The organism is Ilyobacter polytropus DSM 2926, from assembly GCF_000165505.1.
GTDB lineage: Bacteria > Fusobacteriota > Fusobacteriia > Fusobacteriales > Fusobacteriaceae > Ilyobacter > Ilyobacter polytropus.
Genome location: NC_014633.1, coordinates 926,239 through 951,799, shown reverse-complemented (window position 1 = coordinate 951,799; position 25,561 = coordinate 926,239). Strand labels below are relative to the sequence as shown.

General features: G+C 36.0%; 17 protein-coding genes, 3 tRNA genes, 3 rRNA genes and 1 riboswitch. Of the genes, 16 read left to right on the top strand and 7 right to left on the bottom strand.

Annotated elements, in window-relative coordinates; genetic code table 11:
* The first annotated feature begins 86 nt into the window (after nt 1–86).
* The 7 genes from ILYOP_RS14355 (at nt 87) to mnmA (ending at nt 7,735) form a co-directional block, all read left to right on the top strand.
* Nucleotides 87–989: a phosphatidylserine decarboxylase gene (locus ILYOP_RS14355; protein WP_013389204.1), complete on the top strand. Its 903-nt coding sequence runs from the start codon at nt 87–89 to the stop codon at nt 987–989.
* A 92-nt stretch (nt 990–1,081) separates the two neighbouring features.
* On the top strand, nt 1,082–1,486 hold the full coding sequence (locus tag ILYOP_RS14350; RefSeq protein WP_013389203.1) for a NusG domain II-containing protein: 405 nt from the start codon (nt 1,082–1,084) through the stop codon (nt 1,484–1,486).
* A 219-nt stretch (nt 1,487–1,705) separates the two neighbouring features.
* Complete coding sequence (locus tag ILYOP_RS14345; protein ID WP_013389202.1) at nt 1,706–4,138, top strand: S24 family peptidase; 2,433 nt, start codon at nt 1,706–1,708, stop codon at nt 4,136–4,138.
* Between the two features lie 166 nt (nt 4,139–4,304).
* Complete coding sequence (locus ILYOP_RS14340) at nt 4,305–4,655, top strand: zinc ribbon domain-containing protein (protein WP_013389201.1); 351 nt, start codon at nt 4,305–4,307, stop codon at nt 4,653–4,655.
* 78 nt (nt 4,656–4,733) lie between these two features.
* Nucleotides 4,734–5,885, top strand: a complete 1,152-nt coding sequence (locus ILYOP_RS14335) for a cysteine desulfurase family protein (RefSeq protein WP_013389200.1) — start codon at nt 4,734–4,736, stop codon at nt 5,883–5,885.
* Nucleotides 5,886–5,895: 10 nt separating this feature from the next.
* The gene (locus tag ILYOP_RS14330; RefSeq protein WP_013389199.1) at nt 5,896–6,519 is read left to right on the top strand and encodes a LysE family translocator; all 624 of its coding nucleotides are present in this window, start codon (nt 5,896–5,898) and stop codon (nt 6,517–6,519) included.
* An 85-nt stretch (nt 6,520–6,604) separates the two neighbouring features.
* Complete coding sequence (gene mnmA, locus ILYOP_RS14325; protein ID WP_013389198.1) at nt 6,605–7,735, top strand: tRNA 2-thiouridine(34) synthase MnmA; 1,131 nt, start codon at nt 6,605–6,607, stop codon at nt 7,733–7,735.
* A gap of 33 nt (nt 7,736–7,768) precedes the next feature.
* Here mnmA and ILYOP_RS14320 read toward each other — a convergent pair whose 3' ends face one another.
* A complete protein-coding gene (locus ILYOP_RS14320; RefSeq protein ID WP_013389197.1) occupies nt 7,769–8,569 on the bottom strand; it encodes a Cof-type HAD-IIB family hydrolase in 801 nt (266 codons plus the stop codon).
* 217 nt (nt 8,570–8,786) lie between these two features.
* On the opposite strand from ILYOP_RS14320, the gene ILYOP_RS14315 reads away from it, so the two are divergent.
* The 3 genes from ILYOP_RS14315 (at nt 8,787) to ILYOP_RS14305 (ending at nt 9,035) form a co-directional block, all read left to right on the top strand.
* Nucleotides 8,787–8,863, top strand: a tRNA-Pro gene (locus ILYOP_RS14315).
* A gap of 3 nt (nt 8,864–8,866) precedes the next feature.
* A tRNA-Lys gene (locus tag ILYOP_RS14310) sits at nt 8,867–8,942 on the top strand.
* A gap of 18 nt (nt 8,943–8,960) precedes the next feature.
* A tRNA-Gln gene (locus ILYOP_RS14305) sits at nt 8,961–9,035 on the top strand.
* Between the two features lie 44 nt (nt 9,036–9,079).
* Here the strand turns inward: ILYOP_RS14305 and ILYOP_RS14300 are convergent.
* The gene (locus tag ILYOP_RS14300; RefSeq protein WP_013389196.1) at nt 9,080–9,418 is read right to left on the bottom strand and encodes a hypothetical protein; all 339 of its coding nucleotides are present in this window, start codon (nt 9,416–9,418) and stop codon (nt 9,080–9,082) included.
* Between the two features lie 332 nt (nt 9,419–9,750).
* Between ILYOP_RS14300 and ILYOP_RS14295 the strand changes: the two genes are divergently transcribed.
* The 6 genes from ILYOP_RS14295 to pgl all read left to right on the top strand — a co-directional run bounded on the left by ILYOP_RS14295 (nt 9,751) and on the right by pgl (nt 18,064).
* Nucleotides 9,751–11,272, top strand: a 16S ribosomal RNA gene (locus ILYOP_RS14295).
* A 202-nt stretch (nt 11,273–11,474) separates the two neighbouring features.
* Nucleotides 11,475–14,406: ribosomal RNA gene (locus tag ILYOP_RS14290) — 23S ribosomal RNA — on the top strand.
* A 73-nt stretch (nt 14,407–14,479) separates the two neighbouring features.
* Nucleotides 14,480–14,596: ribosomal RNA gene (gene rrf, locus ILYOP_RS14285) — 5S ribosomal RNA — on the top strand.
* Together the 16S, 23S and 5S rRNA genes form the textbook arrangement of a ribosomal RNA operon.
* 332 nt (nt 14,597–14,928) lie before the next feature.
* Nucleotides 14,929–15,846, top strand: coding sequence for a phosphogluconate dehydrogenase (NAD(+)-dependent, decarboxylating) (gene gnd, locus ILYOP_RS14280; protein WP_013389195.1), 918 nt, complete (start codon nt 14,929–14,931; stop codon nt 15,844–15,846).
* A 6-nt stretch (nt 15,847–15,852) separates the two neighbouring features.
* Nucleotides 15,853–17,421, top strand: a complete 1,569-nt coding sequence (gene zwf, locus ILYOP_RS14275) for a glucose-6-phosphate dehydrogenase (RefSeq protein WP_013389194.1) — start codon at nt 15,853–15,855, stop codon at nt 17,419–17,421.
* The gene (gene pgl, locus ILYOP_RS14270) at nt 17,399–18,064 is read left to right on the top strand and encodes a 6-phosphogluconolactonase (RefSeq protein ID WP_013389193.1); all 666 of its coding nucleotides are present in this window, start codon (nt 17,399–17,401) and stop codon (nt 18,062–18,064) included. Before zwf ends, pgl begins: the two co-directional genes overlap by 23 nt.
* A gap of 13 nt (nt 18,065–18,077) precedes the next feature.
* Here the strand turns inward: pgl and ILYOP_RS14265 are convergent, their stop codons facing one another.
* From ILYOP_RS14265 to ILYOP_RS14245, 5 genes are all read right to left on the bottom strand, one after another.
* Nucleotides 18,078–18,533, bottom strand: a complete 456-nt coding sequence (locus ILYOP_RS14265) for a superoxide dismutase [Ni] (RefSeq protein WP_013389192.1) — start codon at nt 18,531–18,533, stop codon at nt 18,078–18,080.
* A 48-nt stretch (nt 18,534–18,581) separates the two neighbouring features.
* A complete protein-coding gene (locus ILYOP_RS14260; protein WP_013389191.1) occupies nt 18,582–19,073 on the bottom strand; it encodes a Crp/Fnr family transcriptional regulator in 492 nt (163 codons plus the stop codon).
* Between the two features lie 100 nt (nt 19,074–19,173).
* Nucleotides 19,174–21,741, bottom strand: a complete 2,568-nt coding sequence (gene clpB, locus ILYOP_RS14255) for an ATP-dependent chaperone ClpB (RefSeq protein WP_013389190.1) — start codon at nt 21,739–21,741, stop codon at nt 19,174–19,176.
* 254 nt (nt 21,742–21,995) lie between these two features.
* Nucleotides 21,996–23,459 carry an IMP dehydrogenase gene (gene guaB, locus ILYOP_RS14250; protein ID WP_013389189.1) on the bottom strand — a complete coding sequence of 488 codons (1,464 nt, stop codon included), beginning with the start codon at nt 23,457–23,459 and terminating at the stop codon, nt 21,996–21,998.
* Between the two features lie 101 nt (nt 23,460–23,560).
* A riboswitch (purine riboswitch) is annotated at nt 23,561–23,658 on the bottom strand.
* A 144-nt stretch (nt 23,659–23,802) separates the two neighbouring features.
* Complete coding sequence (locus ILYOP_RS14245; RefSeq protein ID WP_013389188.1) at nt 23,803–25,422, bottom strand: Na/Pi cotransporter family protein; 1,620 nt, start codon at nt 25,420–25,422, stop codon at nt 23,803–23,805.
* Nucleotides 25,423–25,561 lie beyond the last annotated feature (139 nt).

Here is a 25,561-nt window from a genome sequence, read left to right as displayed (position 1 = left end):
TGTTATCACGTCTACAATAAAAATGAAACTTCAAATTTATATTTAATGTGTGGTATAATTTTATTAAAAATCTGAAAGGCTGAGAAATGAAATTTGAAAAAATAAACTACAGAGATAGAAAAACCGGAGAAATAAAACAGGAGAAGGTTCCCGGAGAAAATTATTTGAAGTTCTTATATTACAACCCATTGGGGAAATTGACCCTTGAATCTATAGTTAAGAGAAAATTTTTATCATCCCTGTATGGTAGAATAATGGACAAAAAAAAATCATGTGAAAAGATCCAAAATTTTGTCAAAAATAACAATATAAATATGGAAGAATCAGTTAAAAATATAGAGGAATTTCAATCTTTTAATGATTTTTTCGTCAGAAGGCTAAAAGAAGGTGCAAGAAAAGTATCAGAAACTAAAGATGACCTTTCGTCTCCAGCAGACGGGAAAATATTAGCCTATGAAAATATAGAGAAAAAAGATCAATTTTTTCTAAAGGGATCAAAATTTTCTCTAGGTGGATTTTTAAGGGATGACAAATTAGCCCAGAAATTTCAAGGTGGAACCTTTATAATAGTAAGACTAGCACCCTCTGACTATCATAGATTTCATTTTCCTGCAAGCGGAAAAATCAGTGGTAGTAAAAAGATAGAGGGCTATTATTATTCAGTTTCAACTCATGCAATAAAGAAAAATTTTATGATATTTTGTGAAAATAAAAGAGAGTATTCAATTCTAGATACTAAAGAATTTGGAGAAATATTGTTAAGTGAGATTGGTGCAACAATGGTTGGAGGAATAAAACAGACTTATATCTCAAATACCTTTGTAAAAAAAGGCGATGAAAAAGGGTATTTTTATTTTGGTGGATCGACCTGTATTATGTTGTTTGAAAAAGGAAAAGTAAAGATCGATAAAGATATAGTTGAAAACACTTTACAAGGAGTTGAAACTAAGGTATATATGGGAGAAAAAATAGGAAGTTCTGTAAAATAAGTCAGAAAATCATAAAGACTTAGTTATAGACAAGTAAAAGTTGCAGCAGGTTTTAAAAAAAAATAAAAGAAAATGATTTAAAGGAAGTGAAAATGAAAAGGAAAAGAAGTTATTTTAAAAAAGGTGATATTCTATTATATGCTTTTGTTTTTTCATTATTTGCTTTTTTATTATTTAACATAAAGGGGATGAAAACCCAAAAGGCTTCAAAGGCAGAAATATACGTTGACGGGGATTTAAAATATATTTATAAATTGCAAGATGAAGAAAAAAATATATTTGTAGATACCAATTTAGGAGGCATAAACGTCCAGTTAAAAGACAAAAAGGTAAGGGTTACAAGCTCAAACTCACCTTTGAAATTAATTGTCAAACAAGGATGGGCAAAGGTTCCTGGTGATACTTTGATAGGAATTCCTGATAGAGCTATTGTTAAAATAGTTGGAGAAAATAGTGGTGAGGAACAGGAAGATGATATAGATTTTATAATAAAATAAAATTTATAAATAATTAAAGAATCTGAAAAAGTGCATCTGATTATTAAGGTGCACTTTTTATATTTGAAATTTAAAGTTATATATTTTTGTTAAAAATCTTGTGTTTATTTTCAACTAAAGATATAATTTAAGGACATCTAAAGGTCAAGAAGTACCAAAATTTAAACATAAAATAAGATCTGAAAGATTTTATTTGATATAAAATATCGGAGGAAGAAGATGCATCTTAATAAAGAGCAGGAAAAGATATCCTATACAAAGCCTTCGGGACCTATGCTTGTAAAGGGCATAGCAGGAAGCGGTAAAACAACTGTTGGGGTTAACAGGATCCCATTTTTGCTCAACAACTATTGTTTCGAGCCTGATGATATGGTTCTTCTAATGACTTATAATAAAACATTAGTTAATTATATGGGTTATCTTTATGGAAAAATAGAAAAGGAATATAAAAAAAATTATCCGACACTGTTTGAACTACCTAGGGACAGAGTTAAGATAACGACGATAGATGGTTTGATCTATCCATACTACTTAAAATATTGTAAAAAAAACAATAAAAAATATTCTACAGATATAGGTAATAGTGAAAAATTTTCAATTATAGGGGATTATTTGGAAAAACTGTCAAAAGAATATGGCGGTATAAGTTTATTGAATCAAAATAATCTTAAATTTCTCTATGATGAGATAGAATGGATAAAGTCTTGCAACTACAATGAAGAAGAATACCAAAATGCAGATAGACTAGGTGCAACAAAATATGACGAACACAACCACAGGTTACCTAAAAATTCTAAAATAAGAAAAGCTATTTACAGTTTAATGGAGCTTTATTCAAAGGAATTATTAAACAGAAATCGAGTTGATTTTAATGATGTTAGAAGAATAGCTTTAGAAACTATGGATGAATATACTGTAAATAAATTTACCCACATAATAATAGATGAGAGTCAGGATCTTTCCAAACTTCAGCTAGAACTGTTAAAAAAAGTATATAATAAAAAAGAATATTCAAGCATAACTTTTTTGTTTGACTGTGCGCAGAGTATATATTCACAATCATGGCTTGGGAATAAAAGAAATTTTACAACTATCGGTTTTAATATGGCGGGGCGAAGTAAGACATTAAGTAAAAACTTTAGAACTACTACACAAATATCTCAGGCAGCTTACAGCCTTTTGGAAAAATCCCATGACATAATAGATGATGAAAATTATGTAAAACCTTATTTAATAGACAGGCAGGGAGACTATCCAGTCTATAGACATTTCTCAACAGAATCACAGGAGATGGACTATCTGATAAAGCTTATAAAAAATGAGCTGTCAGATTATAAAATGAATGAGATCGTAATTGTAGGAAGATCAAGAATACAATTAGAAAATGCAAAACAAATCATGAAAAATAACAATATATCCTGTGAAATAATAGACAGAGACAACAGTGATTTTGAAAAAGATGCTGTGAGGCTTATGACGATGCATTCAGTAAAAGGAATAGAAAGTAAAGTTGTTATTTTGATAAATGTAAACGAGGGGATAGTGCCTTTTTATTCCTCAAAAGATGAAAAAATAAGAGAATTTGAGGAAGTTACAGAAAAGAAACTTTTTTATGTGGGAATGACTAGGGCCACTGAAATCCTATATATCACCTCTAGTGTAAAACCATCAAAATTTATTCAAGAGATTAATTCAAAATATCTGAGGTTTGATAAAAAAAGTCAGATCAGAGGAATGTATAATCTTTCAGTAGATGAGTACAAATTTAAAGAAAATATCATTAATATCTACTCACCAGAGGAAAAGGTAAGACAGTGGGTGATAAATGAGCTTATAAATAACTATAGATATCCTTTGGAATTAATAGAAATAGAGTACCCGGTAATAATGGGTTCTAAAAAGGGATTTGTTGATATAGCAGTGAGTAGATATGAAAATGGAAAAAAGAAAACCTTTATATATATAGAGGTGAAATCTATTCAAAAAGGGATAGAAGAAGCTAGAAACCAGGTATTGAGTTATGCATCTGTATCTAAAAACATTGAATACTGTATGATTACCGATGGCACTGCTCTTGAAGTTTTTGACAGTTCTAGAGAACCAAAAGGTGATATTCCAATTTTTAATATGGAGATGATGCCGTCAAAAGCAGATATAAATATAGCATTGGACCTAGAAAAAAATAGGGAGCTTATTCTTTTTAAGGATGAAGACGGAAGTATGGAAGTTGATTTTGGAGGAATAAGTGAGAGGTATCCTAGTGAAGAAGTTTTTTCCATGCCAATATACGGGAAGGTATCAGGAGATGTTCCTGTATTCATGAATTCTGAAGAAAATGAAAGTTTTTACCTTCCTAAAGAACTTGTGAAGGATGAAAGTGGGTTTTTCTTGAGGGTGAGAGGGGATAGTATGAAGAACGCAGATATAGATGACGGAGATTTAGTTCTTCTGCGTCAGGATTTAGACCCTAAAAGCGGTGATATAATAGCAGTTGCAATAGATGGAGAAGCTACCTTGAAACGTCTTATGAAAATGAGAAATGCCATAATACTTCTTCCTGAAAATCCAGAATATGAAGAAATATATATAAATGAGCAAGATGTCAATCTTTTAGGGATTGCATCTATTGCAATAAAGAAGAATAAAAACTAAAACTTATCATCCTATTTAAATTATAATTTAATTTTATAGAGATTTATAAGGAGAAAAGTATAATAATACAGGGATGATAATACAGCAAAGTTTTAAATATGTAAAATCTTTTTATTTACGGTATAAGTGTGATAAAATCAAATAAAGAAGTTGAAAGGATATAATTGTGTTTTTTATAGGAATATTTGGTATAAATAGCAGAAGCAAAAAAATTAAAGAGGTTTCATTTAGATGTACTGGTTGCTTGAATAAAAAAGGAGAATTGACAGAAAATTCAAATGTATTTGAATTTTTCTTTATTCCTGTATTTAAGTTCAGTAAAAAATATATTTTAATATGCACAAAATGCAAAAGTATGTACAAAATACATGACAGCTCTATAGAAAAAATATTAGAAACTGAAAAAGTAGACTATGAGGATATGGAAGAGGTCATCTATGAAAATCGCATATGTGAATGTGGAGAAAAAATAGTAGACGGCTATGAGTATTGTCCTAAATGTGGTAAAAAACTATAAGATAATATGCTTAGCTGGTGAAATTAAAGTCGGTATGGTATAATAAAATTTAACTTAAATAATATATGGCGGTATTATATGAATAAAAAGAATGTTTATTTGGACAACAATGCTACGACTCAGATGGATGAAAGAGTTATAGAGGTTATGACTAAGGTTATGAGAGAAAGCTACGGAAATCCGTCTAGTGTGTATCAAATAGGACAAAAAGGAAAGAAAATTTTGGAAGAGTCTAGAGAGATGATAAGCGGACTCTTAGGATTAAAATCTAGAGAGATTATTTTTACCTCTGGAGGAACAGAATCTAACAATATGGCTATAAGGGGAGCTGCAAAGGCTCTTAAAAATAAGGGCAGACATTTGATAACTTCTGTGATTGAACATTCTTCTGTATTAAACACCTTTAAAGATATGGAGAGCTTGGGATGGGAAGTGACTTATCTCGGCGTAGATGAAAAAGGGAGAGTTAATATAAAGGAGCTTCAAAGTAGCATAAAAGATGAAACTGTATTGATATCAATTATGCACTCCAACAATGAAATTGGAACCTTACAGCCTATTAGAGAGATTGGCAAGATAGCGAAATCAAAAAATATTATATTTCATGTAGACGGAGTACAAAGTTTGGGAAAGGTGAAAATCGACTTTGAAAACATTGATCTTTTTTCTTTTGCTGCTCACAAATTTTACGGACCAAAAGGTATAGGGGCACTTTATGTAAAAAGTGGTGTGAAAATAGAAAAACTTTTGACAGGTGGATATCAAGAGAGAAATAGAAGAGCTGGAACAGAAAATGTGGTGGGAGTATGTGGAATGGCAAGGGCTTTGGAAATATCCCTTGAAAATCTATATATAGAAATGGAAAAAGAAAAAAAAATCCGGGATCATATGGAGAATAAAATACTAGAAAAAATAGACAAAATAACCATTAACGGAGATTTGAGCAATAGACTTTTCAATACTTCTAGTATTACTTTTGAAAAAGTGGAAGCAGAATCATTATTATTTGCTTTAGATATGAAAGGAATCGCTGTAAGTGCCGGATCAGCCTGTGCTTCTAGTACTCTTAGCCCATCGCACGTTTTAGAAGCTATAGCTCTTAGCGGTAACACAGCTAAGAGCACACTGAGAATAAGTCTAGGAAGATTTACAACAGAGGAAGATATAGATTATTTTGTAGAAGCGTTGGAATTGGCGGTAGCAAACGAGAGAAACCTAAATATAATCTAGAGAAAAAAGGGTGAGTAATTTGGGTATAGTTTTATTGAAGGGAATTTTAACTGGATTTATCCTTTCTCTACCTCTGGGTCCAATAGGAATATACTGTATGGAGAAAACCCTTGTAGAAGGCGAGAAAGAGGGTTTTTTTTCTGCGTTGGGAATGGTTTCTGTAGACGTTGTGTATGGTATTCTAGCTTATCTATTTTTAAACCAGATAGAAGTTTTAATACTAAAATACGAAACCTACTTGAAATTTATTTTAGGAATATGCCTCATAGTTATGGGATATAAAAAGTTTAAATCCCATTTTGAAGTAAAACAAATTGAAAATGAAGGAGAGGGCATAGTAAAAAATTTTTTTACATGTTTTTTGGTAACTTTAGCAAATCCCTCGACGGTATTTATATTTGTTGCAATTTTTACAACATTGGGAATAGTAGAGGATAATTCTAAGTTTCTTCCTTTGGAATTGGGAGGTGGGATATTTATAGGTGGAGCTTTTATGTGGTTTTTCATCACTTATATATTATATCACTGTAGAAAGAAAATAGAATTACCAATATTAGAGAAAATAACAAAGAGTTGTGGTCTTGTTTTGCTTTTTTTTGGAGCTTTGACCTTGGTTACACTTTTTTATCACTGATTAGTCATAAAAAAATGAAGGAATAGCTTTTTCCTATTTTTTTCAAAAATTTATGAATTTATATTTTAAGAAAAGAGGTAGTGGAATGGTTTTTGATTTAAATGATTTTAAAAAATATGTTGAATACAGCCCTGAAAACAATAAGTATACTGTAGCAGTAGGAATGAGTGGTGGAGTAGACAGCTCAACAGTCGCTTATATGTTAAAAAAGCAGGGTTATAATGTAATAGGGATTACAATGAAACACTGGAGTGGAATGGATGAACTAAGTGAAGACTCAAATTCAAAAACATGCTGCAGCCTTGATGATATATACGATGCCAAAAGAGTATGTGATGACCTTGATATACCTCACTATGTTATAAACTTAAAAGAACCTTTCAAGGAAAAAGTCGTAGATTACTTTATAGAAGAATATGAAAAAGGTAGAACTCCTAATCCTTGCATGGTCTGCAATAGATATATAAAGCTTGGAAAACTATTGGAGTATGGAATAAAAATGGGAGCAGACTTTGTTGCTACGGGACATTACGCAAAAATAAAAAATGGTAATCTTTATATGGGAGATGACCCTAAAAAAGATCAAGTTTATTTTTTATCTCAGGTAAAAAGAGAGAATTTAAAATATTTAATGTTTCCTGTAGGAGACCTGGAAAAGCCTCAGGTGAGAAAAATAGCCGAATATTTAGGGGTTAGAGTTTATGCAAAAAGAGATTCCCAAGAAGTATGTTTTATAGAGGATGGTAAGCTTAAAGAGTTTTTGGTAGATATGACAGATGGAAGAGTGGAAAAAGAAGGAGATATAGTAACTAAAGACGGGAAGGTGCTAGGTAAACATAAAGGATTTGCTTTTTACACAATTGGTCAGAGAAAAGGTCTCGGAATACAGCATGAAACTCCTTTATATGTTTTGAAATTGGATTCTAAAAAAAATAGAGTTATAGTTGGAGGTAATGAAGACCTTTTTAAAAATGAACTTTTTGCTGATAGTATAAATGTGTTATCTTTTGATAAAATTGAGGACATAGATGGAATAGAGTGTCAGGCAAAAACAAGATCTAGAGATATTCTTCATCTTTGTAAGGTGGAAGTTATAAAAGATAATTTGATTAAAGTGAAGTTTTTAGATAACAAGGTTCGAGCAGTTACACCTGGTCAGGGGCTTGTACTTTATGATTTTGACGGAAAAGTTATAGCAAGTGCATTCATAAAATAAGCGACCATATGGTCGCTTATTTTATTGTTTTAATTACAAAAATATTTTTTCTAAATATTTGGCAACACCATCGTTGTTATTGGTATCTATAATCTCATGGTTAGGGAGACTCTGTATTAACTTTTTGTGGGAATTTCCCATCAAAAAACCTTTTCCAACTGTTTGCAGCATATCAAGGTCGTTTAGTCCATCACCAAAAGCCAAGGCCTCTACAGGGGAGATATTTTCCTTTTTTAATATCTCTTCTATAGCAAAGCCTTTAGAAACTCCCTTTTGAACTATTTCAAGACAATTTTCAAATGATAGAGTTATATTAAGTAAATCATTAAATTTTAATTTAATAATTTTTTCCAATTCGTTTATTTTGTCAGAATCTGCACTTATAAAAATAAATTTGGTAACATCCTCATTCTTTAATTCGTCAAAAGGTTTTATGATTGAAGAAAATCCAGACTCCTTGTGAAAAACATCGAGCCCCTCTATGTGTTCTTCGAGAAACCAAAATTCATCTTTGTAAATTCCTCTATGTATTTCTTCATCAACGGGAAAGTCAATGATTTTTTTCACCATTTCCTTTGGGATGTTACTTGAAAAAATTTCTTTGTCATTTTCATCATGTATTTTTGCTCCATTTGAGGTTATAAGAAAAGAGTCTAAGCCTAAAATATTTTTAAATGCTAAAGCATCTCTATGATGACGGCCTGTAGCAATGAAAAACTTTATGCCTAGACTTTTAATTTTTTCTATTACTTTTTTGGTGTAAGCTGAGATAGTGTGTTCTGAATTTAAGAGAGTCCCGTCAAGGTCACATATAACTGCTTTATATCTATTCATAAAAAACTCCTTTATATTAAATTTTGTATATCTTTTGAAGTTTGATTTTAGAGTTGAAAAATATCCTTCACTTAAATAATTATACCAGGATTGAAGTTATGAGACCATAATTTTTTGGCTTATATATTTTATTTCAAATAAAAAATGAATATATTTATAAAAAAAATTGACAGGAGTATTTATCTGTGATAAAATCAATCCTGTTCGTAAAAAATATCGGAGCATAGCGCAGCCCGGTAGCGCACCTGCCTTGGGAGCAGGGGGTCGCAAGTTCAAATCTTGCTGTTCCGACCATTTGCGTCACTAGCTCAGTTGGTAGAGCACACGACTTTTAATCGTGTTGTCACAGGTTCGATCCCTGTGTGACGCACCACTTAAACTTTATAATTATTGGGCTGTCGCCAAGCGGTAAGGCAACGGACTTTGACTCCGTCATGCGCTGGTTCGAATCCAGCCAGCCCAGCCATTTTTTAATCTCAAATCTGTAATTTTACAGATTTTTTTTATTTTTTAGTCAATAATAGATTTTAATTTTTTTAAATTATCTAAGGGCCTAAATGTAAGGGTAGAACCATTTTTAAATATAAACACAAGGGATCCTATAGAGTAATAATAGACAGAATCAAATTCTAGCGTATTTATTTGAAAGTTTGAAAGCTCTAAAAAAACGAGATCGATAAATTCTCCTTTACTGGTAACTTTCGAAATGTTAAGAGTTTGTTTTATGTTGAGGTCACCTGATATAAAAGTCACTTCTACAGTAGTATTTAGAAAAAAGTTTTTTAAAATTCTTTCACTATCAAAAATTGACAAATTTATACTTTCATTAATATTTTTAAAATCATTCACAGTCTTACACCACCTTAGAATTGACAGATTGATATCTATTTATTCAAAATATATAATTGAAACCCTTTCTAAAAAATATTCTAATAAAATTTAGTTGAAATAAGCTTTATTTATAAACAACAGAAAAAAATAAAAAAAACGTTGACGCATGTTTTCAACTGTGATATTATACTCCTTGTGCACGAGAGAGCTGCACAGAGAAAAACAAAAGGACATTAGCAATTAAATAGAGAAGGAAGTCAAAATCGTCATCATAGATGACAAAGAAGTCCAAACAAGATTTGGACACAGTTAGGTGTTAATAATCTCGCAAGAGATTTAAATAAACTTTTTGAATGAAGAGTTTGATCCTGGCTCAGGATGAACGCTGACAGAATGCTTAACACATGCAAGTCGACTGGAATTCACCTTCGGGTGATAGTACGGTGGCGGACGGGTGAGTAACGCGTAAAGAACTTGCCCTCTAGACTGGGACAACTGTTGGAAACGACAGCTAATACCGGATATTATGGAACTGCGGCATCGCGGAACTATGAAAGGCTATATGCGCTAGAGGAGAGCTTTGCGTCCCATTAGTTAGTTGGTAGGGTAATGGCCTACCAAGACGATGATGGGTAGCCGGCCTGAGAGGGTGATCGGCCACAAGGGGACTGAGACACGGCCCTTACTCCTACGGGAGGCAGCAGTGGGGAATATTGGACAATGGACTAAAAGTCTGATCCAGCAATTCTGTGTGCACGATGAAGGTCTTCGGATCGTAAAGTGCTTTCAGGTGGGAAGAAGAAAGTGACGGTACCACCAGAAGAAGCGACGGCTAAATACGTGCCAGCAGCCGCGGTAATACGTATGTCGCAAGCGTTATCCGGAATTATTGGGCGTAAAGCGCGTCTAGGCGGCCTTTTAAGTCTGATGTGAAAATGCGGGGCTCAACTCCGTATTGCGTTGGAAACTGGAAGGCTAGAGTATCAGAGAGGTGGGCGGAACTACAAGTGTAGAGGTGAAATTCGTAGATATTTGTAGGAATGCCGATGGGGAAGCCAGCTCACTGGATGAATACTGACGCTAAAGCGCGAAAGCGTGGGGAGCAAACGGGATTAGATACCCCGGTAGTCCACGCCGTAAACGATGATCACTAAGTGTGGGGGGTCGAACCTCCGTGCTCAAGCTAACGCGATAAGTGATCCGCCTGGGGAGTACGTACGCAAGTATGAAACTCAAAGGAATTGACGGGGACCCGCACAAGCGGTGGAGCATGTGGTTTAATTCGACGCAACGCGAGGAACCTTACCAGCCCTTGACATCCCAAGAACTAGGCAGAGATGCTTAGGTGCCTTTTCGGAGGAACTTGGTGACAGGTGGTGCATGGCTGTCGTCAGCTCGTGTCGTGAGATGTTGGGTTAAGTCCCGCAACGAGCGCAACCCCTATCGTATGTTACCATCATTAAGTTGGGGACTCATGCGAGACTGCCTGCGACGAGCAGGAGGAAGGTGGGGATGACGTCAAGTCATCATGCCCCTTATGGGCTGGGCTACACACGTGCTACAATGGACAATACAGAGGGTCGCGATCCCGCGAGGGGGAGCCAATCTCAGAAAGTTGTTCTTAGTTCGGATCGCAGTCTGCAACTCGACTGCGTGAAGTTGGAATCGCTAGTAATCGCGAATCAGCAATGTCGCGGTGAATACGTTCTCGGGTCTTGTACACACCGCCCGTCACACCACGAGAGTTGGTTGCACCTGAAGTAGCAGGCCTAACCCGTTTACGGGAGGGATGTTCCTAAGGTGTGATTAGCGATTGGGGTGAAGTCGTAACAAGGTATCCGTACGGGAACGTGCGGATGGATCACCTCCTTTCTAAGGAGCACAGACGACCTTCTCTATTTATTTGGTATTGTTCTTTCCTGTAAAGGTTTGAATAATTACTGAGATGGACATTGGAAACTATATAGTAGAGAAATCAACATAAAATTTTTTTTCTGAAGAAATTTTCGAGGATGGATTTATTTCATTCGAAGTAAAATTTGTCAAGAAAGAGAGTTAGCTGATGAACAATTTAGGTTAAGATATTAAGGGCACACGGAGAATGCCTAGGTAACAAGAGCCGATGAAGGACGTGATAAGCTGCGATAAGCTGTGGTTAGCTGCAATTGAGCATTGATCCGCAGATTTCCCAATGGGGCAACCTGCTAGATTGAAGATCTAGCGCGAAAGAGGTAAGTGGGTGAACTGAAACATCTAAGTAACCCGAGGAAAATAAAGTAAAAACGATTCCCTAAGTAGCGGCGAGCGAACGGGGATGAGCCTAAATCAATACAGTGTCAAGGATGTAGCCGTTGCTGTATTGGGGTAGTGGGAAGAACGCCTGGAGAACTACAAGGTATCCGGCAATTTTAAAGACGTAACTGGAAGGAATTGGAAAGTTCCGCCGTAGCGGGTGATAGCCCCGTACAGGTAAACTCTTTAAGTTGTGCGTTCTCTCCCGAGTAGCACGGGACACGTGAAACCCTGTGTGAATCTGCGAGGACCATATCTCGTAAGGCTAAATACTCTTGTTAACCGATAGTGAATAGTACCGTGAGGGAAAGGTGAAAAGAACCCCGGGAGGGGAGTGAAATAGAACCTGAAACCGTGTGCTTACAAGCGGTCAGAGGTCTTCGGACTGATGGCGTGCCTTTTGGAGAATGATCCTGCGAGTTACGATCAGTGGCAAGGTTAAGTATAACGGAGCCGTAGGGAAACCGAGTCTGAATAGGGCGATACAGTCGCTGGTCGTAGACGCGAAACCTGGTGATCTATGCCTGTCCAGGATGAAGCTGTGGTAAGACACAGTGGAGGTCCGAACCCACCGTCGTTGAAAAGCCGGGGGATGAGGTAGGTATAGGGGTGAAAAGCCAATCGAACCAGGAGATAGCTCGTTCTCTCCGAAATGCATTTAGGTGCAGCCTTAAGCGTTCAACTATGGGGGTAGAGCACTGAATGGTCTAGGGGGCGTACCGCTTACCGAAATCAATCAAACTCCGAATACCATAGTTCTAGAGCTTAGGAGTGAGACTATGGGTACTAAGATCCATGGTCAAAAGGGAAACAGCCCAGACCACCGACTAAGGTCCCTAATTATAGCTAAGTGGGAAAGGAGGTGGAGATTCTGTAACAACCAGGAGGTTGGCTTAGAAGCAGCCATACCTTTAAAGAGTGCGTAATAGCTCACTGGTCGAGAGTCTCTGCGCCGACAATGTAACGGGGCTAAGCTATAAACCGAAGTCGTGGAATTCAACTTTTAAGTTGGATTGGTAGGAGAGCGTTCTGTAGGCCGTTGAAGGGGAACTGATAAGGGACCCTGGAGGTATCAGAAGTGAGAATGCAGGAATGAGTAGCGAGAAAGGGGGCGAGAATCCCCCTCGCCGGAAGAACAAGGGTTCCAGGGTAAAGTTTGTCTTCCCTGGGTAAGCCGGGACCTAAGCCGAGGCTAGATTGCGTAGGCGAATGGAAAGCAGGTTAATATTCCTGCGCCGGTTATAGTTTGTGATGGAGGGACGCAGAAGGGTATGCGCGCATGGCGACGGTTGTCCATGTGCAAGCATGTAGGGTGACTTGGTAGGAAAATCCGCCAGGTTATATCTGAGGTGTTACGCGGAGTCTTCGGACGAAGGTGCAAATCCCACGCTGCCGAGAAAAGCTTCTAAACGTTAAATTATAACCGCCCGTACCCGAAACCGACACAGGTGTTCAGGGTGAGAAACCTAAGGCGTACAGGCTAACTCTCGCTAAGGAACTCTGCAAAATGGCCCCGTAACTTCGGGAGAAGGGGTGCCACTGATTGTGATAGTTACAAGCGAACTAAAGCGATTGGTGGCCGCAGTGAAGAGTCTCAAGCAACTGTTTAGCAAAAACACAGGTCTATGCTAAGCTGAAAGGCGATGTATATGGGCTGACACCTGCCCAGTGCCGGAAGGTTAAGAGGAGGAGTGAGAGCTCCGAATTGAAGCCCCGGTGAACGGCGGCCGTAACTATAACGGTCCTAAGGTAGCGAAATTCCTTGTCGGGTAAGTTCCGACCTGCACGAATGGTGTAATGACTTGAGAGCTGTCTTGGCGGGAGGCCTGGTGAAATTGTACTACCGGTGAAGATACCGGTTACCTGCAGTAGGACGGAAAGACCCCATGAAGCTTTACTGTAGCTTGGTATTGGGTTTTGGCATTACGTGTATAGGATAGTTGGGAGACTATGAAGGCATGGCGCTAGCTGTGTGTGAGTCGCTGGTGGAATACCAACCACGTAATTTTGAAATTCTAATCTGTGCTTTGTACGCATAGAGACAGTGCTAGGTGGGCAGTTTGACTGGGGCGGTCGCCTCCGAAAGAGTAACGGAGGCGTTCAAAGGTTCCCTCAGGTTGGATGGAAATCAACCGAAGAGTGCAATGGCATAAGGGAGCTTGACTGCGAGACTGACAGGTCGAGCAGGTGCGAAAGCAGGACATAGTGATCCGGCGATTCCGAATGGAAGGGTCGTCGCTCAACGGATAAAAGCTACTCTGGGGATAACAGGCTGATTTTGCCCGAGAGTCCATATCGACGGCAAAGTTTGGCACCTCGATGTCGGCTCATCGCATCCTGGGGCTGGAGAAGGTCCCAAGGGTTGGGCTGTTCGCCCATTAAAGCGGTACGTGAGCTGGGTTCAGAACGTCGTGAGACAGTTCGGTCCCTATCCACTGCAGGCGCAAGAGTATTGAAAAGATCTGTCCTTAGTACGAGAGGACCGGGATGGACAAACCTCTGATGTACCAGTTGTCACGCCAGTGGCACAGCTGGGTAGTCACGTTTGGAACGGATAACCGCTGAAAGCATCTAAGCGGGAAGCCAGCTTTGAGATAAGTACTCTGTTCTATATGAACTAAGACACCTTCGAGACTAGGAGGTTGATAGGTTGGGGGTGTAAGGACCGTGAGGTTTTTAGCTGACCAATACTAATATGTCGAAGTCTTAACCTAAATCTACTATATAGTTTTGAATGTCCATGACAGACAAAAGAATATGATATCAATATATAAATGTTGATAACAGCTTGGTGAGAATAGCTGTAGGGGTACACCTGGTCACATTCCGAACCCAGAAGTTAAGCCTGCATACGCTGAAAGTACTTGAGGGGCAGCCCTCTGGGAGGATAGGTACTTGCCAAGCTTTTTTTTATTTTTTGGGAAATAATGAGACAATATATTCCCATGATATTAATTATATTATCAATTTGTGTACCGTTAAACAGCTATTATTTATAAAAATCAAAAATTTATTGTGAGAAAATTATATTAATAATAATTTTAAAGGACTTTCTTTATGAAGGTCCTTTTTGCATTAAATACAGATTAAATTCACAGTTAAATTTAAAAGTAAATTTATAACTAATAATCTAAATATGATAATTAGAATAAAGGAATTAAGAGGAATTAGACTAATTGCACAGTAAAAATTTTTAATGAGGTGTAGAAGAAAATACTGTATATAGGAGGTGGCAGATGAAAATAGCCATGATAGGTTTGGGGAAAATGGGTGGGAATATGGCTAAGAAACTCATAGAAAAAAAACATGATGTTACGGTTTATGATATTAGTCCTGAACTCAGGAAGGAATTTGAAGATATGGGAGCTAAGGCTGTAGAAAGTATAGAGAAATTATGTAAAGAGGCTGAAAAAGGAAACATTGATATAATATGGTCTATGCTTCCTGCAGGAGAGATAACTGAAAACACGATACTAGATATATCTATGAGGTGTGCAGAATCCAAAATAATAGTAGATGGAGGGAATTCATTCTATAAAAATACAGTAAAACTTGAAGAAAATATAAGCAAAAATGGACATACCCTGATGGATGCCGGAACCAGCGGTGGGATATGGGGATTTGAAAAAGGATACTGTTTTATGATAGGGGGCGATAAAAGGAGTTATGACTTTATAGAGCCTATTCTAAAAGACCTCTCAAAGCCTGAAGGTGGGTATGAATACATGGGACCTGCAGGGTCTGGACATTTTGTAAAAATGGTTCATAACGGTATAGAGTACGCTATGATGGAAGCCTTTGGAGAAGGATTTGAGATACTAAAAGAAAAGAAGGAGTTCGACCTGGATCTTGAAAAAATATCTAAGGTTTGGCAGCACGGAAGTGTTATTGATTCTTGGCTTTTAGAACTTTGTGGGGCACTTTTTGAAAAGGAAGGTAATCTAGAAGGGATAAAAGGCTATGTGGATGATTCGGGAGAGGGAAGATGGACTGTTATGGAGAGCATAGAGGAGAGAGTTGCGGCTCCTGTTATTACTCTTTCACTTCTTCAAAGGTTTAGGTCTAGAAAAGATGAAACCTTTAGTGACAAGGTTATAGCAGGGCTTAGAAATCAATTTGGAGGCCACTCTGTAAAAAGCAAAAAAGGAGGTTAAAACTCTATGGACGGACATATCGATTTGGATTCGGCACAAAAAGATTGTAAAAATAATGAAAAACTTCCTTTTACCCTTGTGATATTCGGAGGTGCTGGAGACCTTAGTCAGAGAAAGCTGACACCATCACTGAATAATCTTTTTAATTTAAATCAATTGCATAAAGATTTTAATGTCATCTCCTGTGGAATGCCTGATCTTACAGAAGAAGAGTATAGAAATATTATAAAAACTTCTCTAAATAAATTTGTCTCTGAAAAATCAGAGAAAAAATGGGGAGAGTTTCTGGAAAAATTTCATTATATATCAGGTGCTTTTGATGACAAAAAAATGTATGAAAAAATTTATGAAAAATCAATTGAGATAGCTGATGAAAAAAGGCAGGTTATTTTTTATCTGGCCATACCGCCGCAATATGCACCTATTGTAATAAAACATCTGGAAAAATCAAGCCTTTGCTCTGCAATATATGAAAAAAAAATAGTTATGGAAAAACCTTTCGGAGTGGACAAAGAAAGTGCAAAAGAACTAAACCGTATAGTTTTAAGAGCATTTGAAGAAGATGAAATTTATAGAATCGACCATTATCTAGGAAAAGAAACTGTACAAAATATATTATTTTTCAGATTTGGGAACAGTATATTTGAACCGCTATGGAATAGGAATTTTATTGACCATGTCCAAATAACAGCGGCGGAAACCCTTGGAATAGAGCATAGGGGAAAATTTTATGAAAAGGCTGGAGTAATCAGAGATATAGTTCAAAATCATGTAATGCAGCTCTTATCTCTTGTTGCTATGGAACCTCCTGCAAACTTTGATGCAGACAGAATCAGAGATGAAAAACTAAAAGTTTTCAAATCTATAAGATCGATGAATTCTAATTATCTTAAAAAGAATATTGTAAAAGGGCAGTATGGACCTGGTAAATCCGGAGGAAAAAGTGTAGTTGGATATACTGAGGAAAAAGATGTAGGAAAAAATTCAAAAATGGCAACATACATTGCAGGGAAATTTTATATAGACAACTGGAGATGGGCAGATGTTCCTTTTTATATAAGAGCAGGAAAAAGACTGAGAGAAAGAGTCACGGAAATCTATCTGCAGTTTAAGCAACCTCCTTTAAAGCTTTTTGGAGATAAATATAATAAGATAGTTCCCAATGGTATTCTGATATCTATACAGCCTGAAGAAAAAATATCAGTTAGATTAAACTTGAAATATCCTGGGAGTGAAAATTTTCCTCATCCTGTGGAGATGGACTTTAACTATAAGGATTTGGCACATATATTATCGTTAGATGCCTATGAAAGACTTCTCTTAGATTGTGTAAAGGGGGATCTGACCTTATTTGCAAGGCAGGACAGTATAGAGGCTATGTGGGAAGTTGTGGACTCTATAAATGAATATTTTGAACACAGTTATCAAGGGGAACTACCAAATTATTTTGCCGGTTCATGGGGACCTGAGAAAGCGGAGCTTCTTTTAGGAAGAGATGGAAGATGCTGGAGATTTGGGAATACATGTGAGTTCCATGAAGAGGTGGTTTTAGATGGTAATAAAAACCAGAAATGAGAAAGACCTTTTTGACAGGTCAGCTGAGATATTTATGGAAGAGTATAAAAATTATTTATCAGAAAAAGGAAGTTTTTCTGTAGCCTTATCTGGAGGGAATACTCCTAAAGAACTTTTTAAACGACTTGTAAAGATGGAAATAAATTGGGAAAACGTAGAAATTTTTATGGTAGATGAGAGGTATCTTCCTCCAACTCACGTAGACAGTAATAATAGACTTTTATGGGATAATCTTTTTAGCAAGATAAATATACCTATTGAAAATATTAAAACTATAAAGTACATGGAAAGTTTGGAAATTAGTCGTTTAGAATATGAAAAAGAAGTGGAAGATTTTATAAAAGGTAAAAAAAAATCCTTTGATTTTATAGTTCTAGGGATGGGAAAGGACGGTCATACAGCTTCTCTTTTTTCTGATAATCTGGATATGGAAGGAACTGTTGTGCCTTCGTTGGAAGGTAAAGATCATAAATACAATAGAATAAGTCTAGGTTTAGGGGTAATAAATAGTTGTAGAAAAAAATTGTTTATTTTAAAAAATGATAAAAAAGAGATACTTGAGTTAGTTTTGTCTGGAAAAAAATTCCCAGCCTCTTTTGTAAAAGGCAATGTAATTTATATAATAAATGAAGAAGATAAGTAGCGAATATTATTCGCTACTTATCTTCTTTTAAATAATGATGTTGAAAGTCATGAATAGAATCTTTTAAAAGTTCTATATTTTTAAGGTCTGTAGATTGTTTAGTTTTCATAGAATATACAGAGATTTGGTGGAGAAGCTCTAAGGATCGAATATAATCTTTGTATTCTGGACTGTTGTTGTGTGCAGGTTTTATTCTTTGATGCAAAAAATATTGAGAAACTATAGATTGATTTTTTTCAGCATGGATCTCTTTTGTATTTATCCATCGAACCAGCTGGTTGTAGTCTGGGGACTTGTCTTTTGAAATTTCAATTATTATTTTTGTAGCTTTTTCGATAGTGGCGGTATTTTCATAAAGTTCCTTGAATCTCAATTCATCATCATAAATTCCACAAGGAACCTCACAGTGAGCAAATAGATAATTTGGAATAAGAATAAGAAGAGAAAGAATTAAAACTAACTTGTTCATAAATATATACCTCCTAAATTTTAATATAAATAAAGATAAGAAAACCAATTATACTTGTCTTTTGTCTATATAATGAAGTAAAACATCATCACTACTTTTAAGACGTCTGCAGACCTCTCTTGTTATATTTAAGATGAGAATACTGAAAAGGTTTTTATCTTTTTTAAAAATTTTAAAAAATTCCTCTTTTGAAAGAACTATAATAAGAGTATCTTCACATGCAACGGCCGAAACAACGTGGGGTTGTCTACTTAGAACAGATGCCTCCCCTATACAGTTTCCCTCGCCAAATTCAAAAATCTGATAAGGGGTCATATCCAATTCCTCTATAAACCGAACCCTTCCCTTCTGTATAATATATATATTGGAAGGTACTTCACCCTGTCTGAAGATATACTCTCCTTTTTTATAATTAGACTGCTTTAAAATTTCAAAAAGGAAACCAAGTTGCTTATCATCTAGTCCTCCAAAAATAGATATTTTATTTAAAATTTGAAATATATCATCTGTATTTAGCAGTGGCATGAGTTTCTTTGACATGACCATCACCTCTTCACTATAGTCTGTGAACCTAAACTAATGTACAGGCTATGTCAAAAATTTCCTCTTAATACATAAAAAAGAGGTGCAAGAGCACCCCTTAATTGATAGAAAAATCCAAATTTCCATTAGAAAGATCTACTGTAATTTTACTGTTGTCAGGAACATCTCCTTTTAGAAGCATTTTTGCCAGTTTTGTTTCTAGTTCCCTTTGAATAAAACGTTTAAGCGGTCTGGCACCGTAATGCGGATCAAAGGAAGTCTCTGCAATATACCTTATGGCTTTATCTGTAAATTCAAGAGAAATATAACGCTCTTCTAGTTTTTTATTTATATCTGCAAGTATAAGCTTCACTATATTTTCCACTGCTTGTAAATCTAAAGCTTTAAATATAATTGTATCATCCACTCTGTTTAAAAACTCCGGTTTGAAATTTGTTTTCAATATATCCATCACCGATTTTTTTGTACTTTCAGAAAGGTCAGGGTCTTCTATTATAAACTGACTTCCTATGTTTGAGGTCATGATAACAAGAGTATTTTTAAAGTTTACAACTTTTCCCTTTCCGTCGGTAAGTCTTCCATCGTCTAAAACTTGCAAAAGGACATTAAATACATCAGGATGTGCCTTTTCGATTTCATCTAAAAGTATAACTGAGTATGGTTTTCTTCTTATGGATTCTGTGAGCTGTCCTCCTTCTTCATAACCTACGTAACCAGGAGGTGCCCCTATAAGCCTTGTGACAGAAAATTTGTCCATATATTCACTCATATCCACCCTTACAACGTTGTCCTCGTCATCGAAAAGGTTGTGTGCCAATGATTTTGCAAGATATGTCTTACCGACACCTGTAGGTCCTAAAAATATAAATGAACCCATTGGACGGTTTGGGTCTTTTAGACCTGCCCGAGATCTTATGATTGTATTAGATACAGCTTTTATGGCTTCTTCCTGACCTATTACTCTTTCCTTCAGAGAGTCTTCTAAGTGAAGAATTTTTTCCCTTTCTCCTTCCATCAACTTAGATACAGGAATTCCTGTCCAACGGGCCACTATATCTGCTATCTCTTCAGAGGTAACTTCCTGTTTTAAAAGTTTTGCAGTATTCTCCCCCTTTTTAAGTTTTTCTTCCTGGAGTTTTAATTCCTTTTCAAGGGAAGCCAATTTACCATATTTCAACTCTGCTAATTTATTTAGGTCATAATCTCTTTCTGCTTTTTCTATCTCTAGCTGAACTTCTTCAATTTTCTTTTTGATATCTTTTACGCTGGAGATTTCGTTTTTTTCTAAGTCCCACTGAGACTTTAATATTGATTTTTTGGAGTTTAACTCAGAGAGTTCTTTTTCTAAAATTCCAAGCCTTTCCTGGGACCCCTTATCTTTTTCTTTTTTTAAGGCTTCTTTTTCAATTTCTAGCTGTAAGGCTCTTCTGGTAAGTTCATCTAGTTCATTTGGCATAGAGTCTATCTCTGTTCTTATCATTGCAGCAGCTTCGTCAATCAAATCTATAGCCTTGTCTGGAAGGAATCTGTCACTTATATACCTGTGACTTAGCGTAGAAGCGGAAACTATTGCAGAGTCACTTATTCTGATACCATGATAAACTTCATATTTCTCCTTCAAACCTCTCAATATAGAAATTGTATCTTCCACATCTGGCTCGTCGACCATTATGGTCTGAAACCTTCTTTCTAGTGCAGCATCTTTTTCCATGTGTTTGCGGTATTCGTCTACTGTTGTAGCCCCTATAACTCTAGCCTCTCCCCTTGCAAGCATTGGTTTTAGGATATTTCCTGCATCCATGGCTCCGTCTGTCTTCCCTGCCCCTACTATGGTGTGGATCTCATCTATAAAAAGAATAATATTTCCCTTAGATTCTTCTACCTCTTTTAAAACAGCTTTAAGCCTTTCTTCAAATTCTCCACGGAATTTTGCCCCTGCAATAAGTGATCCCATATCCAAAGAAAATATAGTCTTTCCTTTGAGGGAATCTGGAACATCCCCTTTGAGGATCCTTTGGGCCAGTCCCTCTACTATGGCAGTCTTCCCTACTCCGGGATCCCCTATAAGAATTGGATTATTTTTTGTCCTTCTAGACAATATTTGAATAGCCCTTCTTATCTCTGAATCTCTTCCTATAATTGGGTCAAGGCTTCCTTTTTTAGCAAGTTCCACAAGGTCTTTTCCGTATTTTGAAAGTGCCTCAAATTTACCTTCTGGATTTGGAGAGTCCACCTTTTGGCTGCCTCTCGCTTCAGTGAGAACTATTTCAAACTCTTTACTATCTATCCCCATCCTTTTTAAAATGGGAAGATTTTTTAAAAGGGCTTTAAAAAGATGTTCTACACTTATATAAGAGTCTCCCATTTTTTTCATAATATCTTCAGCTTCCATGACTATCCTGTTGGTGGTAGCTTCAAGTGTCAAATTTCCCTGGGATGAACTTTCTACTTTGGGGTATTTATCCAATTCATTTTGGATCTCCTTTATCAGCGAGGTGAGGTTGAGCCCCATTTTTTCAAGAAGCCTTGGAATAAGTCCATCATTTTGAGTCATTAAAGCCAAGGCAAGGTGTTCAGGTTTGATATTTGTGTGCTTGTATTTTAATGCATAATTATGGGCATCATTTATGGCAAGAACTGATTTTTCTGTGTATTTATCATTCATAGTAAACCTCCTTTTAATTTTTGTTAGCACTCTATCAAAGTGAGTGCTAAACTTCTTATGTTTAATATATAACTTTTTTGAAAAAAAGTCAAGAAACTGAGTTTAAGTTTTTTTTATATGTTTTAGGAAAGATATTTTGAAATATGATTCATATAGTTATTCAAAGTGAAAAATTAAAATCCTGTAAAGATAGAAAGCGGAAGAGTATCAAAGAATAAAAAAAAGCTGCTGAAATATTTCAGCAGCTGAAGAATTTATTTATGATAATTTGGAGCTTCTTTTGTAATGTTTATATCGTGAGGATGTGATTCGATTAGTCCAGAACCTGTTATTTTTACAAACTTACCATCTTTTTTAAGATCTGCTATAGTGGCAGTACCACAATACCCCATACCTGCCTTTAGTCCACCTGTAAGTTGGAAAATCACATCTTCTAATTTACCTTTATAAGCAACCCTTCCCTCTATACCTTCAGGAACAAGTTTTTTTGCCTCAGATTCTTTTTGGAAATATCTGTCGCTAGAACCTCTCTTCATTGCAGCTAGAGAACCCATTCCCACATAAACCTTGAATCTTCTTCCTTCAAAAATGATCTCTTCTCCAGGAGCCTCTTCTGTACCGGCTAAAAGCCCTCCGATCATAACACAGTCAGCACCTGCAGCTATTGCTTTTACAACATCTCCAGAAAGTTTTATTCCACCATCGGCAATAACTCCTATACCTCTTTCTTTACAAGCTTCATATACATCGTTTACCGCAGATATCTGAGGAACCCCTACACCAGCTACCACTCTGGTAGTACATATAGAACCTGGTCCTACTCCTACTTTTACTGCAGTTGCTCCTGCATCAGCAAGATCCTTGGCAGCTTCGGCAGTTACTATATTTCCACCGATTATATCAAGATCAGGGAATGCTTCTCTGATTTTTTTTACAGTTTGAATTACACCATTAGAATGTCCGTGAGCAGAATCTACTGTAATTATATCTACACCTGATTTTACAAGGGCAGCTACTCTTTCTAAAGTATCAGCTCCTACACCTACAGCTCCTCCTACTCTGAGTCTTCCACGAGAGTCCTTGCAGGCATTTGGATATTCTTCTATATTATCAATATCTTTTATTGTTATAAGTCCCATAAGCTTGGAATTTTCATCAACTATTGGAAGCTTTTCTATCCTGTTTTCCAAAAGGATCTCTTTTGCTTCTTCAAGAGTAGTACCTACAGAAGCTGTTATAAGATTTTCTTTTGTCATTATAGTTTCTACTTTTTCATCTAGATCTTTTCTGTATTTCAGATCTCTATTTGTGATTATACCGACTAAAGTTCCGTCGCTTTCTACTACAGGAAGTCCAGAGATTCTGTATTTTGCCATTATACCATCAGCATCTGCAAGGGTAGATTCCCTGTTTAGAGTTATAGGATCTGTGATCATACCACTTTCATTTCTTTTAACTTTATCTATCTCAGCAGCCTGTTCCTCAATAGCCATATTTTTATGGATGAATCCCAATCCACCCTGTCTTGCTAAGGCTATAGCCAGTTTTGCCTCTGTTACTGTGTCCATGGCAGCACTTAAAATTGGAACATTTAGTTCTATATTTTTTGTAATTTTTGTTTTGAGCGAAACTTCATTTGGTAAGATATCAGATTTTTGTGGTACCAGTAGAACATCGTCAAAAGTTATAGCCTCTTTGATAATTTTTCCATTCAACATGAACTGAATTCCTCCTTAAGATAAATTAATTCTAATAAAAATAGCCTAAGTCCAAACTTCACCTTTTAAGCTGGTGAAAGATTAGACTCAGGCCTTAAATTTGCTGAACCGCTTTCACTCATAGAGATTAATTTTAGGTTAATCGTAGATACACTGCACCTTATTAGCAGCTTATATGAGAAAAAAATAAATTTTATTTTAATATATTGGAATGATCTTACCACAAAAGACAATTGTTGTCAATAATAGAAAAACAGACTTTATTCTTTAAAAGGCGTTCTTTTTAGGTATATATCAATATAAGTATAGTGCTGTAGAATTGAATTGCGAGTATACATTATAATCAACTCATCTGCAATTTTATCTCTTCTTCTAGATTGTTTAACATAAATAAAATATGTCTGTTTATTCTCCTGTACTTTGATAAGACCTCCATAAAAATATGCTCTGGATAATCTACATTTTTGAGGGGGTCGACAAATTGGAGAGCAGTGGAGATATCCTGACATATTTTTTTTTCATTTATTATCTCCTGTATATTGGGGTTCATGGTTATTTTTTCTAGGTTTTCCAAGGACATGGCTATTTTCTCATGGTAATAATCTATCTGGTTGATAAAATTTTCAGGTAGAATAAGTTTGTTATTTATTGTTTTTTTGTATATTTTTCCAAGGCTTGCTGCATAATCTCCTAGGGATTCCATTGTGTCTGCCAAAAGAAGCAACAGCCTAATGGATTTCAAAATGTTTTTAGAGTCTGTAGAGTGAAGTAGACCTGTAAGGTTTTTAAAAATAGAGTCTTTTTTTTCATCTTGGTATTTTTCCCCTTCAAAGAGAAGCTCAGAGTTCTCTGGAGATAGTTCACTTTTTATTAGTCGGATGAAAATATATAGATCTCCTCTGAATCTGGTTATCATTTGACTAACTTCAAGTCTCGATTTTTCAAGGGATGCTAAGGGGAACTGGTATAGTTTTTCAGTTACATAAGACTCTGACTCATTTTCTTTTTTATCAACTCCTATTTTATTTAAAAATCTTAATAATATATTTATAAAGGGTAAAAATATAACGGCATTTCCAATGTTGAAAAGGGTGTGAGAAAGTGCGATATATTCGGAGATATTTTTTTCAGGAGGGGTTAACCTCTCGATTATCGAAGCATAGCCGTAGAAAAAAGGAAGTATCAAGGATACTCCTACTATCTTTATGAGAATATGGGCATAGGCGGCTCTCTTTGCATCTGACCGTGTCTTGAGAGAGGCTAGATATGCTGTTATTGTGGTTCCTATGTTTTCTCCTAAAACAAGTGCAACTGCAGTTTTTGGAATAATAAGTCCCTGAGTTGCAAGGGCCATGGTGATACCTATAGTGGCAGATGAGGACTGAAGTATAGAGGTCAAGGCAGCCCCTGTAAGTGCAGATAAGATGACGCCTCTATAGCTTTCTGCAGAAAAGATGTGGAAAAATTCTATAAATTGAGGCATATCCTTTAAGGGAGCCATTCCTTTTTTCATAAGGGTCAATCCCAGAAAAATAAGTCCTAAACCTATGAAGATCGAGGCTCTTTTTTTCCTCTTTGGATTTTTCGAAAAGAGAAAAACAAAAGCCCCTATACCGATCATAGGGAGTCCGTACTCTGTTATCTTAAAAACAAGTATCCATCCTGTTATCGTGGTTCCTATGTTTGCCCCTAAGATTATGCCTATGGCCTGTCTCAGAGTCATGAGAGAGGCGTTTATAAACCCTACAACCATAACAGTGGTAACTGAGCTAGACTGAATAATGGCCGTTATAAAAGTTCCCACAATAATCCCTCGGAATATGTTTGAGGTCATTTTATGAATTATCTCCCTTAATCTGTTTCCAGCTATTTCCTGAAAGGACTTTGACATAAGATCCATTCCATAGAGGAACATTCCCAATCCACCAGTTACCTGAAGAAAAATTGTAATAAAAAGTTCCATAAAAACCACATCCTTAAAAGTTCGGCATTATAAATTCACTGCTCTGAAGTTTATAAAGTAAGAAAAATTTTCTATGTAGAGGATTATAGTCTTATATTTATTTCTTACTGGGTCAGAAGATGTTTTGTTCATCCATTGG